This window comes from Streptomyces sp. RP5T (assembly GCF_003933965.1).
Lineage (GTDB): Bacteria > Actinomycetota > Actinomycetes > Streptomycetales > Streptomycetaceae > Streptomyces.
On the sequence record NZ_RSAJ01000024.1, the window covers coordinates 1 to 13,971 of the forward strand.

Consider the following 13,971-nt stretch of genomic DNA (forward strand, 5'->3'; position numbering starts at 1 on the left):
GTGGTGCGGTGTTCTTCGGCGAGGGCCTGCGCGCGGTCGATGAGCGCGGGCGGCAGGGGTACGGCGGGAACGCGCGTCGGCGCGGCGAGGGCGGGGCTCGGTGCGGGTTCCTCGGGGGTCGCATCCATGGCGGTAGCGGGGAGTTCGTCACGGCGGGGCGTGTCGACGGGCACCGGGGCAGCGGCGGGTTCGGGCTCAGGAACCACCTGGGCAGCAGGTTCTTCCGCGATGCGTGGCGCGTGGGCCAGAAGCGTTCCGCCGAAGAATGCGACGGCAGGCCAGCCGGCCACCACGACGCGCAGTGACGCGGGTACGTGGTCCAGGTCGAGGAGACCGGCGGTTGCGATGTTGGCTCCGAGGGAGGCGGCCAGGGCGATCAGGAACCACAGGCGCGCTCCCCCGGCGGGTTGTCCGGCGCGCTGCTGTTCGCGCATCCGGCGCCAGGCGGCGACCAGCAGCAGATCAACGCTGACCGGGTAGGCCCACGCCTTCCAGCCGCCCTGCCCGGATGCTTCTGCGAGGTCGTGGAGGTGGGAGAAGGACAGGGCGCCCGCGATGACGGCTTGGACGATCACGGCGTCCACGCGGGTGAAGTGGGCACGCATCGAGTCGTTCTCCTTCCTGTTCGAGGCATGGGAGGGGTAGGGACGTGGCGCGAGGCGGTCGCGCCAGCCGTTGGGAGAGGGGGCGGTTACTCGGTCACCGGGCGCACGGCCGGAACGGCAGTGGCGGGCGAGGCGACCGCGGCCGGTTCGACGGCTACGGCGGGCCGGAAGGCGTCGAGGCGGGGCAGCTTCGGCACGAGAGCGGACGTAGCGCGGCAGACGGCCGCCGCTTCATCGAGGGTGAGGTGCGGGGAGCGTGCACGAGACCAGCCGCCGGAAGAGTCGCCCACGATGGCGACGCCAGGGCGTTCGGCGGGGATGGCAGTTGCGGCGAGGGCCGCTTCTGGGGAGATGTCAGCGAGCGCCATGTTGGCGGACGACTCGTCGTTGACGCGGTGGCAGATGCGGCCGGTGAGCTGGGCGCGGAGCATGGTGGCGCCCTTGCCGAGTTCGGAGCCGAAGCGCTGCCCACAGACTTCGAGGTAGATGCCGGCCGCACGGCCGAGCTGGGCGATGCGGATGAGCTTGGTGACCATGGCGTCGCGACGCTTCTCGTCGTCCCGGCTCGCGGCGAGGAAGAGCTCCGCCACCTCGTCGACGACGACCACGACCGGCACCGGCCGCACCTTCTCGGGCAGACCCCACACGTCCGAGGTGAGGATGTCATCAGGGCCCGCCCCGGACCGGAGCCCGATCAGCCGGAACCGGGCCTCCATCTCGTCCATCAGGACGTCAAGGAGTTCGTTCGCCCGGTCCGGGGTGTCCGCGAGGGCCGACAGGCGGGGCGCGAACGGCGCCAGTTCCACACCCCACTTGCAGTCGATCCCGACGAGCACGACCGGTTGCCGGGCAAGCCCGCACAGCAGATTGCGCAGGTATACGGACTTGCCGGACTGCGTTGCGCCGAGGATGAGTTCATGCGGCACAGCACGGAAGTCCCTTACGTGCCAACGCCCGTCATCCCGCAGCGCCATCGGGAGAGAGAGCAGACCGCCGTTGTCACGACGGCGCCGAGCGGGCCGTACGTCCGCGAGTACATCCCAGCCGATCAGCCGCAGTTCGAGCCACCCCGGCTTGATCGGACGGATGTGCACGGCATGCGCGGCCCAGGCGTGCCGCAACCGGTCGGCGGAAGCGAGGAAGTCTTCCGGCGCCTGGCCGGTCGCCATACGCAGCCGCATCACGAGACCGGCGCTGGTCGGTATGGGGAACGACCTGCGAGGCGGTACCGGCCCGGCTTCCCGCCCGATCATTCGGGCAGTGGCCCGGCGCATGGCCGAAGCCGGAACGGTCAGACCACAGGCGTCCATGGTCGTGCGGTACGACGTCAGCACCCTCACCGCGACGAGCGGATAGCCGACGAGCCACCAGAACACGACGGGCACTCGACGACGCAGCACCAGCAGCGCGACCAGGCCCAACAAACCAAGGATGAGCGCCCAGACGGTGTTGGTCATGGCGATCAGCCCTGCACCGACGCCGGAGCGTCGACCATGACGGCGTCCGCCCGGTAGGCGATGCCGTGCCGCATCCGGCCGCCGAACTCGCTCTCCCACGGCCGGGCGATCAGCCCGGACAGGATGACCGGAGCTCCCATCACCAGACCCTCACCGATGCCCTGCTCCGGGACGGTGACCTTGATCATGTCCGAACCGCCCTGCGCGATGAAGACGACCTCCAGCACCATGAGCCGCTGGTTGGTCACCGGGTCCACAGCGATCTCACCGGTCTGACGGTCTCTCACCTTCACCTCGGGCAGCTTCGTAACGAGCAGGGTCGCGTCCGAGGCGTTCACGGGAATGACTCGCATTTCTTGAACCTCTTCTGTTGGCGACGCTCCATGAGCGCCGGTCTGTCCCGTATACCCCCCTAGACAGCAAGGGAGGTCGCCCGCCCTAACTGTCTAGGGGGGTTGACGGAAACAGTAAACCGCCACCAGCCCAACTGTCTAGGGGGGTATACGAATCCGTCCCGGAGGACGGGAGTCGCTACGGCAGGACCCAGTGCAAGGCGGTGGCGTCGTCGTGCGTCTTGCCTCGCGGCCAGCGGCGGCCCTCGGAGTCGCCGGCCTCGGCCTCCCGGACGCGACGGATCAACTCGGCCGGCCCGGACGCACTGAGGACGGCCAACGTCTGGGGCCACGTGGAGAGTTCGAAGGAGTCGACCAGTCTCGTCGCACCGTCGCTCAGCAGGGACACGGACGTCAGCGACTCCAGCGGCACGGCCCCGGTGAGAGCGTGTTGGGCCGCCTGCGGGTCCGGCCCGGCGATCCAGAAGCCCCCAGGTCGATTGCGGTGCCCCGTAAGAGCGTCGCGGTACTCGGCCAGAGCGGCGGCATGTTGGGGCGAGCCGGTCGGGAGCGCGTCGACCGGCCCGCGCAGCTGCCTGCCGACCTCGTCCAGGCGCTGATCTGTGATTGCGTTCGTCTTGCCGTCAGCGTCGGCGAGCAACAGCGTTGAGTCGCCGAGGACGAGGTACTCCAGGGCCCCCGCAGTGACGCGCACGGCAAGGACCGTACTGGTGGGACTGGCCCTATAGGTCAGGTCGCAAGTGTCCTCGTGCAGCGAGCGGACAGCCCGGATCGAGTCGGCGAGGCAGGCGGTGAGCGGCCGGGTGGATTGTGCGGTGATGGCGCCCAGCAGCAACCCACCCAGCGTCGAGGAGAACCACGCGATGCCGTGAGTGCATCCGGTCTCCGCACCAGCCACGCCGGCACCGTCGAGGAGGACGGCCGCACCGGGCGCGGCAGCGGCGAAGTCCTCATTCTCCCGGCCCGGTTCGGCGGGCTGCGAGTCGAGGACGACGTTCACGCCGTCGTCTCCTCGTCGTGCAGATACAGCGGGGTGAGCAGTTCGACGGATTGTGGTTCCTCTGTCGCAGGGTCGTACTCGACACTCACCAAGGTCGAGAAGTGACGCTCACCCACCTGCCCCCACAGAGTGTTCAGGTCGGAGGAGAGCAGCTGGACGACACCGAGGGAGCCCGCCGTGTGGATGCCAGCGATAGCGAGCACCGAGCCGTTGCCGTCCGGGCGAGGAAGCCGCCCGAGGTATCCGACGTCATGCGGGCGGTAGGGCTCCGTGTCCGCTCCCGCACGGTACGAGGTGCCGGTACGGCGGTCCGCCAGGGCCCAGGGCTCACCGTCGGGGTGCTCCCAAACGAGTACCGGATCCTGGGCGTACAGGTCGCTCATGGCCTGAGACATAGAAGGTCCGCAGACGACGACCAGACCGTCACGGTTGAGGTCGACTTCACCACTCACCTGCACGTGCCCGGAACTCACGTCGAGGCCGTACGACTTGGCCAGCTCTTCGAGCCGTTTCCCGGAGTTCATGTCGGTCATGGCGACGACCGGACGCTTCTTGGCACCGTCCCACCGCAGCGGGGTCACGATGGTTACGGCACCAGCCCCGAGGAAGGCCCCCTCAGGCGCCGGCCCGGTGTGCCGGATCTGATGAATGCGCCCGCGGCTCAGACCGGCCTTTTCAGCGATCTGGGCGTACGACAGCCCTTGCGCATGCAGGTCCTGAACCACGCGGCGGCGCAGCCGGGCGAGCTCGGTCACCTCCTGCTGGGCGTCGGCCAGCCGGGACGTGACCTCACGCAACAGCAGGTACGGATCATCAATCGCCATGATCCGTTGCAACTCGTCCGACATGACCACACCTCCTAGAACTAGCCAGGAGTCTAGGGCCCTAGACAGAACGGGCGCGAGACGCCGTCCCGAATGAACCCCGATCACGTAGAACGCGGACCTTCGCCGGGGCACCCCCTTGGGGCTCACCACCCACCGCTTGCGGGACAGACGCAGGGCGCGTCTCCACCACGGACCATCACCCGCTCACCCGAGCGAGCTCCGCCCACACGCAGCGCCCGCCCGCAGGTCGATCCTTCACACCCCAGTCCTTGGCGCAGGCCGAGACCATCAGGAGCCCACGGCCGCTCTGGTCCTCAGCGCCGTTCACGCTCCGCACCTGAGGCTCGCTTTCGCCGCCCTGGTCGACGACCTGGATACGAACAAAATCGTCAGTGAAGCCGACGACCACCTGGAACCACCCGAGGTACCAGCCACTCCGGGTGTGCCGTACGGCATTGGCCGCCAGCTCGCCGACCACCAGGACGGCGTCGTCCACAAGGCGCGGATCTTCGCCCTCCAGCAGAGCGGCAGCGAAGTGACGAGCTTCGGCCACCTGCCAGGCCTGGCCAGGGAACATGCGGGCCCAGTCTTTGGGCATGGGAAGACTCCCTCATTGTCTAGGGGGCTAGACGTTGCAGTGAGCAGAGTATTCCTGCGCATGGCCGATGAGCCAGGCATCTTGAGGAATTATTCCTCTATCGAGTGGCGGAGGTATCCAGGTCCCTGAAGTCCGTCATCACCTGGAGGAGCAGTTCCCGCACCTCAGACCCGAAGACCGCAGCTTCCTCGAAGCGGCTGAACAGGTCCTCGTAGGCGGCAACTTGGGGGACGTCGTCCACGACCCGCTCACCCCGGAAGCTCTCCACGACGGCCGTCTCGCGGTCGCACAGGGTGAAGCCATGGCGGGGCATGACAGGTACTGGCCGACGCCACGGAATGACGCCGAGCCGCACGGTGCTCAGACTCTCGACAGCCAGCAGCCGATCAACCTGGGCGAGCATCAGCGCAGGACTCCCCGGCCAGGTACGCAACACACCCTCGGTGAGCACGAACACCGACTCCCGCCCCGGCTCGTACAAGAGGCTCTGCCGCTCCACACGGGCGGCAACGGCACGGCCGACAGCCTCAGGAGAAGCTTTCGGCGCACTGCCGAAGACGTGCCGCGCGTACTCCGCACTCTGGAGCATGGCCGGCAGGACGACGCACTGGAACGACTGGATCAGGCGAGCCGACCGAACGACGTCATCAAGGAGCACGCCGATAGAGGCTAGGTCGCCGGATGCCTCGTCGATGCCTGGATCCTCGTCCGGTGCGGCTTCAACGGCGATCAGCAGGTCATGCACCTCACGGGAGGACACCTCGTCGAGGTCGAGGGCACGAGACAAGCGGCCCAACACATCGACACTGGGGACCATCCGGCCGTTCTCGACCTTGGACACGGTCGGCTGTCCTACACCGGCCCGTTGCGCCAACACGGCACCGGTCAAACCAGCGTCCGTACGCAGCCCACGAAGGCGTGCACCCAGCGCCTTCATCCGCTCCCGCCGCTCACTCCCCATATCCAAGGGTTCTACACCACTAGGCAGACGACAGCGGGCGCGAGACCCTAGATGATCAACAGCGCCACGACCATGATTCAAACTTTCTCTACTGGTTCAAGGCAGCTCGCTCCGCTCCCCGCGCGCGGCCCGGCCCCCGGCCGGGCCTGCGCTCCTGTCTCCGCCCCGCTCCAGCCCGGCCGGCGCCCGTGCCGCGCTCAAAGCATGCAGCGCCTGATGCCAGAGAAGGGGTACGTCGTGGCTGGGGCGGTCGGCTCCACGGCTTTAGGCAGCCACTTTGGCGCGAGCCTCGAAGATCATGGCCCCAACGTCGTGCTTTAACGGGCAGGTCCACAGACTGCCCGACGCGCCGGAAGCTTACGGGGCCATGATCACTCGCGCCAAAGCAGCTCCAGCCCAAAGCCGTTCCACCGACCTCAGAGCATCAGCGCTTGCGTCCTACGGCTCCAGAGAAACCCAGCTTGCACGTGGACGATCGTCTTTTCCATGCTCATCGATTTGGAATTTGACGCGCTTGCCAGATAGTTCAACAGATTCGCCAGGGACGCCATTGAGGTCCTTCACGACCGACGCCGGGAAGAACACATTGCTCGGGTAATCAGGATGAGCAATGAAGCCGTACTTCCCACGCCAACTACAGACAATCCCGAGTGGACTATCGTTTTCGCCTACCGTCCCACTGTTCGGTTGAACAATGTGCACCAAATCCTCGCACAGGGCCCTTATGTCATCTGGGCAATCCTTAGCTCGGTGGAGCTGACCAACACGCCCCGGGAAATGGCGCCATGCCCCGCAGCGTTCGAAAATCGGATAGTGGCGCTTCACTCCATCCAGTACATTCCGAACGTCCTCTTCGAACTCGGCAACAAACAAGCCGGTTGCTGTCGCAGTACGGAGAATAGTCTTAGCGCTCTCCAAGGTGCTTTCAGCAAGCTTGAGGTCCCAAATTTTTGAGTCGAGTTCACGGAGTCCAATACCAAAACCCTGCGCGGCTTTCAAGCCCGCCTCTACGGGGTTCTTATCGTCGTCCAGAAGGGACTCGGCCCATCGACGCCACGACTCGACCAACGCAGTCAGAATGATCAGCCGTAGACGGCCTCCCTGTTTCAGATTGTCCAGGGCCCAGTTGAGGTGTTCCTGCGCCTCTGCATACTGGCGATCCCAGAGGAGAACCTTGCCGAGTAGCTGTGCAGTATCAGGGGACCTGAAAGCCTCATCAGCAGCACGGGCGTACGGGAGGGCAGCGTCTGGCCTGTGACCGCGCCCTGCAAGATGCCCAGCGAAATAATAGGAGATAACTGGTATGGCATCCTCGGTAGCGTTCCTGAGCGCGGCACGATAGTGAGCCGTGGCCTGATCCACCTGATTGTTCTCGGACAGGATGAACGCCTCAACCCTGTCGACTTCCCAGAACTCAGGATTCAGTGCGCGAGCACGCGCAATGAACTCCTTAGATCGATCAAATGAGCCTCGTCGCGACTGGGCCAGAGCTAGGCGGAGAAGATGCGCGGTAGGTTCGTCATTCGATGACCGCACCCGAACGACGCTAGGCGCCAAATGCCTTTTGCTTTCATCGGCTCGTCGTTCTTCCTCGGCGCGCCGAAATACCTGCTCGCGGTGCAATGCTTGAGTGATGTGCGACTTAACAGGTGGAGCCACACTTCGAAGAAAGTGTTGAGCTGCTTCTGTAAGGCCGACTCTAATGACAAGCTCATTTTCAGGATCTGGCTTAGAGAAAACAAGCGAGCCGTTAAGTAGTTCCTTAATGGCTCGCCGTAGATCATCTACATCTACGTCGATTAGCACGGCCACCTCATCGAACGTTGATGACCTATCCAGCGCGTACAGGGTGGTGAGAACTTCCTTAGGGAGCGGCGTCAGAGCATCATAAACAGATCTCACACAGAAACTAATTAGCTCCTCTTGACTCGTAAGGGTCGGCAAGGGCTCCCTGCCGGACTCAACGGAAAGAATCCACCACCGGATCGCTAGAGGACTGCAGCGAAGCCTCGTCACCACCTGCTTTACCGTCTCGGCAGAATATCGAGCAAGATATTCCGTCGCCGCTCCTCGCGAACGCGCGAAGGATCGAAAGAGAGTACTCGCATCTTTTATGCTGAGCGGCGTTAGGGGCATCTTGCGCTCGATTTGCCCAACGCCGATTCTACTGGTCATCAGATAGGTCACACTGTCCGGCAAAGTTTCGTACAGTGTTACAACCTCGTCCCCACTAATGGTTTCAAGGTTATCGATGACGAGTAGAGTCTCTACGCCTTCGAGCGCATCTGAAAGCTCTTGCAAACCTCCCCTAAAATCATCAGAAATGGCATACCCGATACGTTGAGTTGCCCCAGTAATATCGCGTACGGCATCGGCAATTTCGACGACGCCGTTAGCAGTAAGCCTTTCGGTCTTTAGGGACGCCCACAGAATACATTCATAAGGGGATGACGGGTCATCGAGCAAGCTGTAAGCAACCTCGGCCGCCAGAGCCGTCTTGCCGATCCCGCCTTCACCGGTAATAGTTAGCATCGAATCGCGACGCTTCAGCAGTAGTTTCTGAATCTTGGAAACGTCGTGAGCGCGGCCAATCAGACCTGTCTCGTCATAATCACCCAGAGGAAGATTATGGAGGATCCTATCTGAGTAACGAGCATCACTCCCGTTGAAAGCCGGCTCCCACGATGGGTCAACTGCAAGACGATCCAGTGTTTCACGAAGCATCGGCCAGAAACGAGTAGTGAACGCGCGACAGGCGGATAGTGCCTTCTCCGTGTCCCCCTCGTGAAGTGGACGACCGTGCATTACCCGATTGCGAATCGGAACTAGAGTGTCCATCTGAGTGGTGCAAATTCGAAGCTCGCGTCCGAGCTCAGCAGGAAGAGCATCGCGATGCCTATTGAGGATATCGTAGGCTTCCCTCATATCGAGATAGTGCACAATAGCCACACCGTCACCCGACGGATCTGCGTCTCTTTTTTCTTGCGCTCGCTCAAGGCTATCTCCGAGAGCTTCTTCGTCGCTTTTGTGGTCCAGCACATAGCGCAGAAGAATTTGCCGCATGTCATCTTCGAACGAATCGACCAGAACATACAGACGCGCTCTGGTCATGCGGGTGTACGCGGCCATCCTGCCCCCTCATTGATGGAATCGCGAAGGAAGATCCTTGCACAGTTCTCACCCTGGGGGCACACAGATGACGAAAATCGTCCTGACGTGGCCGACAGGGGAGCGTCCTTCGGCCAGATCGCATCACCTCCTGTGCCGGCTCAGCCTCCCGCTGAACCTCACTTTGATCAGGCACGCGAAGCCTTGTGCCAGAACCGTGGCAGATCGCGCGGGGAACCACGGGGACCTCCGGGGAACCAGTCGACTGATCACCAGGTACCGACACTGATTCGCAGCAGGTACGCCCGTGACCAAGCCGCAGATGCCCCAAGCTTCCCAAGTTGAGGGCTCTGTCGCTGCCGTCGTGGGCCGATCACAGTGCAACGTGCGTGCTACTCAGCTTCCGCGGACACAGGGTCGGCGGCGACCCAGTGCTCAAGGAAGGCCCGTCCTGCTTCGGTAACCGCGTAGGTCTCAGCAGCAGCGATGCCTTCAATGCGCAGTGAGGGCACCTGAAGCTTGGCGAGCAAACCGTCCTTCAGTAGGTACCACAATTGGAGATCCCATCCTCCGGGTAGTCGCAGCTGGGTCGCCTCGGGGTTCGCAGCGAGGAGATCCAAGACCCGGCGCTCTGTCTCTCCGTATCTCCCGTTCACCACCGCCAAGTTGGCCTTGTAGCCCCTCATTGACAGGCGGTCGATGTCGCCTCGGTCGAAGCGTGTATGGCATGTCGGACAGAGTGCGATCAAGTTTTCGAAGGTGTGATCCCGTACCTCGGCGTAGGGCGTGATGTGCGCCAGTTCCACGGGCACGGTCCTGCAAGTGGGGATGGCGCAACGGTGCCCAGCTTCCATCAGCACCCGGCGCTTGAGCGCCGTCGGAATGGCAGGTCGTCCTTCTGGCATGCGATGAGGCTAGGCGCTGACACTGACACCGGTTCGCGGGTTCCGACGTTTTGCGTCCCGCTTCGCCAGCTCTGTTCAGCGCCAGGGCGCGAAGCCGGCGGACTGGTCGAGGTGGAACGGGGCGCCCGGAGCCGTCGGAGCCCACCCCATGTGCAGGGCAAGCAGAACGGCCGCAGCAACGTTGGACGGCAGTACAGGGCCGGCCTCGCGACCGATCCAGTTGCTCGGATGTGGCTGGTCCGTGGTGACCACGAGCGTCATGCCCCGGGTGTCCGCGTGCTCGACCGCGAACGTGCACGGCGACCATGTCATGCCCTGAAAGTACGTCGGCCTGCCTCGCAGCCGCCAGCGGTAGGCCGTGCCGTCGACAACGATCCGTCGTGATCCCTTGCGGACCAGAGCCATGACACCCCCTTCAGCAGCGACGATGCTAGCCAGCCCGGCCCGCCGTCCGTCTCAGTTTCCGTCTCATTCAGCGCCGTTCAGAGCCGTTCAGGCGAGGCCGAAGGCGGTAGCCGCTCCCACGGCCGGACGGCCATGAACACAGGTGAACGGCCCAGTCCGAAGCCTCTTCACCTACCAACACAGTTGGAAAGCGCGCGCGTGATGCGGAGTCCTCTCACCGCGCCGCATGTGTGATCATGACTTCGTTGTCGGCCCCGAGTTGTACGGTCCCGCTCATGGCTGAGCGATCGACTACGAGCTGGCGGCTTAGCCAAGGGAGCCGAAGGGCTCACCGCGGGGCCGCCACGGACATGCGCTGCGAAGCCCCCATCGGCAAGCAAGTCGCCAACCCGCGACAGTATCTGAGTTCCCAAGTAGCGTTGGACTATGGCCTACACAGCGAATGTTCTGCGCGTGATGATTGCCTCGCCCTCAGACACGATCGAAGCACGTGACGCCGTGGAAACCGCTATCCACGGCTGGAACGGAGCCAACGCACAGACCAAACAGATCATCCTCCAGTCGTGGCGCTGGGAAACTTCCTCGGTTCCCATTCTCGGCGGCCATCCGCAGTCACTGATCAACTCGCAGGGCGTTGACGAGTCAGACATCGTGTTCGCGCTCTTTGGTAGCCGCCTCGGATCACCTACACCAGACACCGTCTCCGGAACGGTCGAGGAGATCGAGCGTGCCATAGAGCAGGGAAAACCTGTTCATCTGTATTTCTCAACCGCGCAACTTCCCAACGACGTAGACACTGCGCAGCTTGACGGGCTGCGTGCATTTAAGAGTGAGATCAGCAAGCGTGGCCTTCTCGGGGAGTTCTCCAACGTCAGTCAGCTCGAACATGAGGTCTGGAAGGCAATCGAGTATGACATCGCAAACCTCTCACTCGGGGTTCCTGTTCTGAAGGCGGCAGATCGTGGAGTGAGCTTCTCTGTCCAGCCGCGACAGGAACGAGAGATCCGATCTTACGACAAGAAGGGAAAGCCGAGATATTCAACGCGCCACTGGCTTGAGATCACCAACGACGGCGGCCAGGACGCAGAGGAAGTCGTGTTCGAGCCCGTAGGCGAACGCATCAGCCTCCACCTGGCCACAGACGGCACTCCAACAACGATCCATGCCGGCCAGACCCGTCTCCTGAACATTGTGCACTCGATGGGTGGCGGCGATCCAAATATTCTTCGGATTCGCTGGAAAGAAAACGGCGAAAACAAGGATCGCGAATTTCATGTCGGCTGACACCTGGATTCTCTCCAGTGCTGCCGGGTATATTGCACCATTATGCGGTCTGCCTCGGTTCGGTGACCACTCGCCGGGCCGGGGTTTCCCCATGCCACGGTCTCTCACGGGCATCTCAGCAACTGCACAGGCTGGCGCGAAATTCGCGGCACTGCGCTGGGCACATTGAGGCTGTACAGAATCCCATGGAAGCCCCGTATGCAATTACGGATCAGAACGCCCTTGAAACCCACAGTTGACATCAACCACGCCGGACGGGAGAGCACACCAGCATCCTTGTCAGGCCGTCGCAGCAGCAGCCGGAGCGGCCTTGAATCGACTCCTAAAGGCGGTGTCGGGCATCGGTCAGGTCGACGTCGTCACGATCATCGTGGCCGAAAGATCCGCCGCCGGACCCTCGAAGTCAGGCAGCCGCTTACACACCGCCACCACCTATCCGACGACAACAGCGGCACGTCGGCTACGACCTGGAGCGGCTGTAGTCATCAGCTTGCCGGTCTCTGTGGTCCCAACTGCTGTCAACGCAGCCGTTTCACAGGAGATGATTCGCTTCACAGCAGCACCATCCCAGGGGGGATCATGAGTACCAACGTAGTACCGCCGCCGATGCCGACTCAGCCGCCGCAGCCGGGCAAGAAGGGCCACACCAACGCCTTCATCATCGGCGGCGCGGCCATCATCGCCGGAGCCATAGTCGGCACAGGGATCGCCATCTCGGGCAGCGGCGACGACACGGCAAAGCCTCAGCCCACCGTAACCGTGACGGAAACCGTTGAGCCCGAGCCCGCAGCCGAAGAGGACGCAGCAGCGGCAACCGGCCAGAACACAGACACCAAGGTCGGCGAGGAGGCCCGGAACGGCGGAGCCGTCGTCAAGGTCACGAAGATGGTGGAGGCCGACAGCATCACGTTCGCCGGAGCCCACAAATCCGCAGGCCCCGACGCGAAATACGTCATCCTCAAGACCGTTGTCAGTAATGAGGGCAAGGCCAGCATGGACTTGACCTGCTCGCTGCCCATCGTCAACGCACTCATTGACGACCAGGGCCGACGCTTCGATTCGATCGAAGATCTATACGACGTCGCTGGCAACCCGGAATGCAACGCGCAGCTGCAGCCCGGCTTCGACGACCAGATGCAGTTCGTTTACCGCATTCCCAAAGACTCGGTGGTTACGACATGGGAGTTCTCCGAATACGACCTTGAGAACGAGGTGACACCCACCCTCGTCGACCTCACCTGACCAGCTAAGGAACTCGGCGCCCTGCTCAATCCGGAGTCGAGCACCGGAGCCCGCGGTGAAGCGCAAGGGTGAGTGTCTAACTGCGTGACAACGCCCACGAACAACGGCGGACGAGCGCGGACTCCTACGGACGATCAGCGCAGGTGAGTGGCACGCAAGCCCAAGGCGGCACCTCCAACCCAGTTGCTTCGGGACGAAGAGGTCACCAGGGCCAGGGCCGGCCATAGGGTGGGGGCGTGCGAAATGACCGGCATGACGAGCCTCTCTCCAGCGAGGAGATGGAGCTGTTCCTCCAGTACCTTCACCGGTTCGCCCAGCACGACGTGGACCTGTACGCGCTCATGGAAGTGGGCCAGCCTGAGCACCCGTGCTTCGTGACCGTGTCCCGGACTCCAGTACCCGGGGTCGATCCCGCCGCCTACCGCCGACCGTAGCCGCCCCAGGCGGTACCGTCTGACATCCATGGCTGATCAACGGCGCCGTACGTCGACGACGTTGGGCAATCATCGACGTCAGCCCAGGCGTCTCAGTCGCCCACCGGTGAGGCCGCCGGATCGAACTCCTAAAGCGGTGCTCTGAGAAGGTATCCGGGCCTCGACTCGGCTCCTGCGGTGACTGTCATCATCATGGGATGGCAGACGGGCAGCTACCGGCAGGGTGGACTCTGGAGGAGATCCGCGAGGTTTCCGGCGATCAGGAGTCTGTGGCTCTCGACCCCGATCGCGTCGTGACGTGGGTGGGCCGGCCGGGTGAAGACGAACGGCTCCACCCCGAGATCATCTTGGGGTTCCACGGGCTATGTCTGGTGAAGCCGGTCAGCGATGAGGACTGGTACATGGGCAGTCTGAACGACGATGGCAGTGTCGACTGCTGGAGTGCTTACGGCGACCTGTATGAGGCGCTGCGCGGTCTGTAGCCCGTTGGCCTCGCTCCAGGTCAACACGCCGAGGCCCGTCTCAGTTTCCGTCTCATTCAGCTCCGTTCACGGTCGTTCAGACGAGACCGAAGGCGGTGGCCGCTCCCGCATCCGGCCGAGCACGAACTCAGGTGAACGGCCCTACACGCACCCCCGCGCGGCACCACCACAGTTGGAAAGCGAGCGTCCGCCCCCGCGAGAAGGGCGCGCGGTCGGCGCTGGCAGGTCACTTCGTGGCCATCGACGAAGCCCGACCGTCGGTTAGGTCCCGGACGAGCCCGAGCCGCCCCCAGACAGGCCACTGAGTGAC

14 protein-coding genes are annotated in these 13,971 nt (G+C 63.5%); 4 read left to right on the top strand and 10 right to left on the bottom strand.

Going from position 1 to position 13,971, the window contains the following annotated elements; genetic code table 11:
• The 10 genes from EHS43_RS04610 to EHS43_RS04655 all read right to left on the bottom strand — a co-directional run.
• Positions 1-605 (bottom strand): DUF2637 domain-containing protein (locus tag EHS43_RS04610; RefSeq protein WP_125189235.1); only part of this gene is annotated, 605 nt, incomplete at its 3' end.
• An 86-nt stretch (positions 606-691) separates the two neighbouring features.
• A complete protein-coding gene (locus tag EHS43_RS04615) occupies positions 692-2,062 on the bottom strand; it encodes an FtsK/SpoIIIE domain-containing protein (protein ID WP_125189236.1) in 1,371 nt (456 codons plus the stop codon).
• A 5-nt stretch (positions 2,063-2,067) separates the two neighbouring features.
• On the bottom strand, positions 2,068-2,415 hold the full coding sequence (locus EHS43_RS04620; protein WP_020122798.1) for a hypothetical protein: 348 nt from the start codon (positions 2,413-2,415) through the stop codon (positions 2,068-2,070).
• Positions 2,416-2,593: 178 nt separating this feature from the next.
• Positions 2,594-3,415 carry a protein phosphatase 2C domain-containing protein gene (locus tag EHS43_RS04625; RefSeq protein ID WP_125189237.1) on the bottom strand — a complete coding sequence of 274 codons (822 nt, stop codon included), beginning with the start codon at positions 3,413-3,415 and terminating at the stop codon, positions 2,594-2,596.
• The gene (locus EHS43_RS04630) at positions 3,412-4,263 is read right to left on the bottom strand and encodes a sigma factor-like helix-turn-helix DNA-binding protein (protein WP_125189238.1); all 852 of its coding nucleotides are present in this window, start codon (positions 4,261-4,263) and stop codon (positions 3,412-3,414) included. The genes EHS43_RS04625 and EHS43_RS04630 overlap by 4 nt, the downstream gene beginning before the upstream one ends.
• Before the next feature lie 175 nt (positions 4,264-4,438).
• Positions 4,439-4,840 (bottom strand): ATP-binding protein, encoded by a 402-nt coding sequence (locus EHS43_RS04635; protein ID WP_125189239.1) that lies wholly within the window; start codon positions 4,838-4,840, stop codon positions 4,439-4,441.
• 97 nt (positions 4,841-4,937) lie between these two features.
• A complete protein-coding gene (locus EHS43_RS04640) occupies positions 4,938-5,801 on the bottom strand; it encodes a helix-turn-helix transcriptional regulator (protein ID WP_125189260.1) in 864 nt (287 codons plus the stop codon).
• A 438-nt stretch (positions 5,802-6,239) separates the two neighbouring features.
• A complete protein-coding gene (locus EHS43_RS04645; protein ID WP_125189240.1) occupies positions 6,240-8,930 on the bottom strand; it encodes a tetratricopeptide repeat protein in 2,691 nt (896 codons plus the stop codon).
• A 371-nt stretch (positions 8,931-9,301) separates the two neighbouring features.
• The gene (locus EHS43_RS04650) at positions 9,302-9,814 is read right to left on the bottom strand and encodes an HNH endonuclease signature motif containing protein (RefSeq protein WP_125189241.1); all 513 of its coding nucleotides are present in this window, start codon (positions 9,812-9,814) and stop codon (positions 9,302-9,304) included.
• Between the two features lie 75 nt (positions 9,815-9,889).
• A complete protein-coding gene (locus tag EHS43_RS04655; protein ID WP_125189242.1) occupies positions 9,890-10,219 on the bottom strand; it encodes a hypothetical protein in 330 nt (109 codons plus the stop codon).
• Between the two features lie 426 nt (positions 10,220-10,645).
• Between EHS43_RS04655 and EHS43_RS04660 the strand changes: the two genes are divergently transcribed.
• The 4 genes from EHS43_RS04660 (at position 10,646) to EHS43_RS04675 (ending at position 13,661) form a co-directional block, all read left to right on the top strand.
• Complete coding sequence (locus EHS43_RS04660) at positions 10,646-11,503, top strand: DUF4062 domain-containing protein (RefSeq protein WP_125189243.1); 858 nt, start codon at positions 10,646-10,648, stop codon at positions 11,501-11,503.
• A 579-nt stretch (positions 11,504-12,082) separates the two neighbouring features.
• On the top strand, positions 12,083-12,745 hold the full coding sequence (locus tag EHS43_RS04665) for a hypothetical protein (RefSeq protein WP_125189244.1): 663 nt from the start codon (positions 12,083-12,085) through the stop codon (positions 12,743-12,745).
• 236 nt (positions 12,746-12,981) lie between these two features.
• The gene (locus EHS43_RS04670) at positions 12,982-13,179 is read left to right on the top strand and encodes a hypothetical protein (protein WP_125189245.1); all 198 of its coding nucleotides are present in this window, start codon (positions 12,982-12,984) and stop codon (positions 13,177-13,179) included.
• 197 nt (positions 13,180-13,376) lie between these two features.
• Positions 13,377-13,661, top strand: coding sequence for a hypothetical protein (locus EHS43_RS04675; RefSeq protein WP_125189246.1), 285 nt, complete (start codon positions 13,377-13,379; stop codon positions 13,659-13,661).
• Positions 13,662-13,971 lie beyond the last annotated feature (310 nt).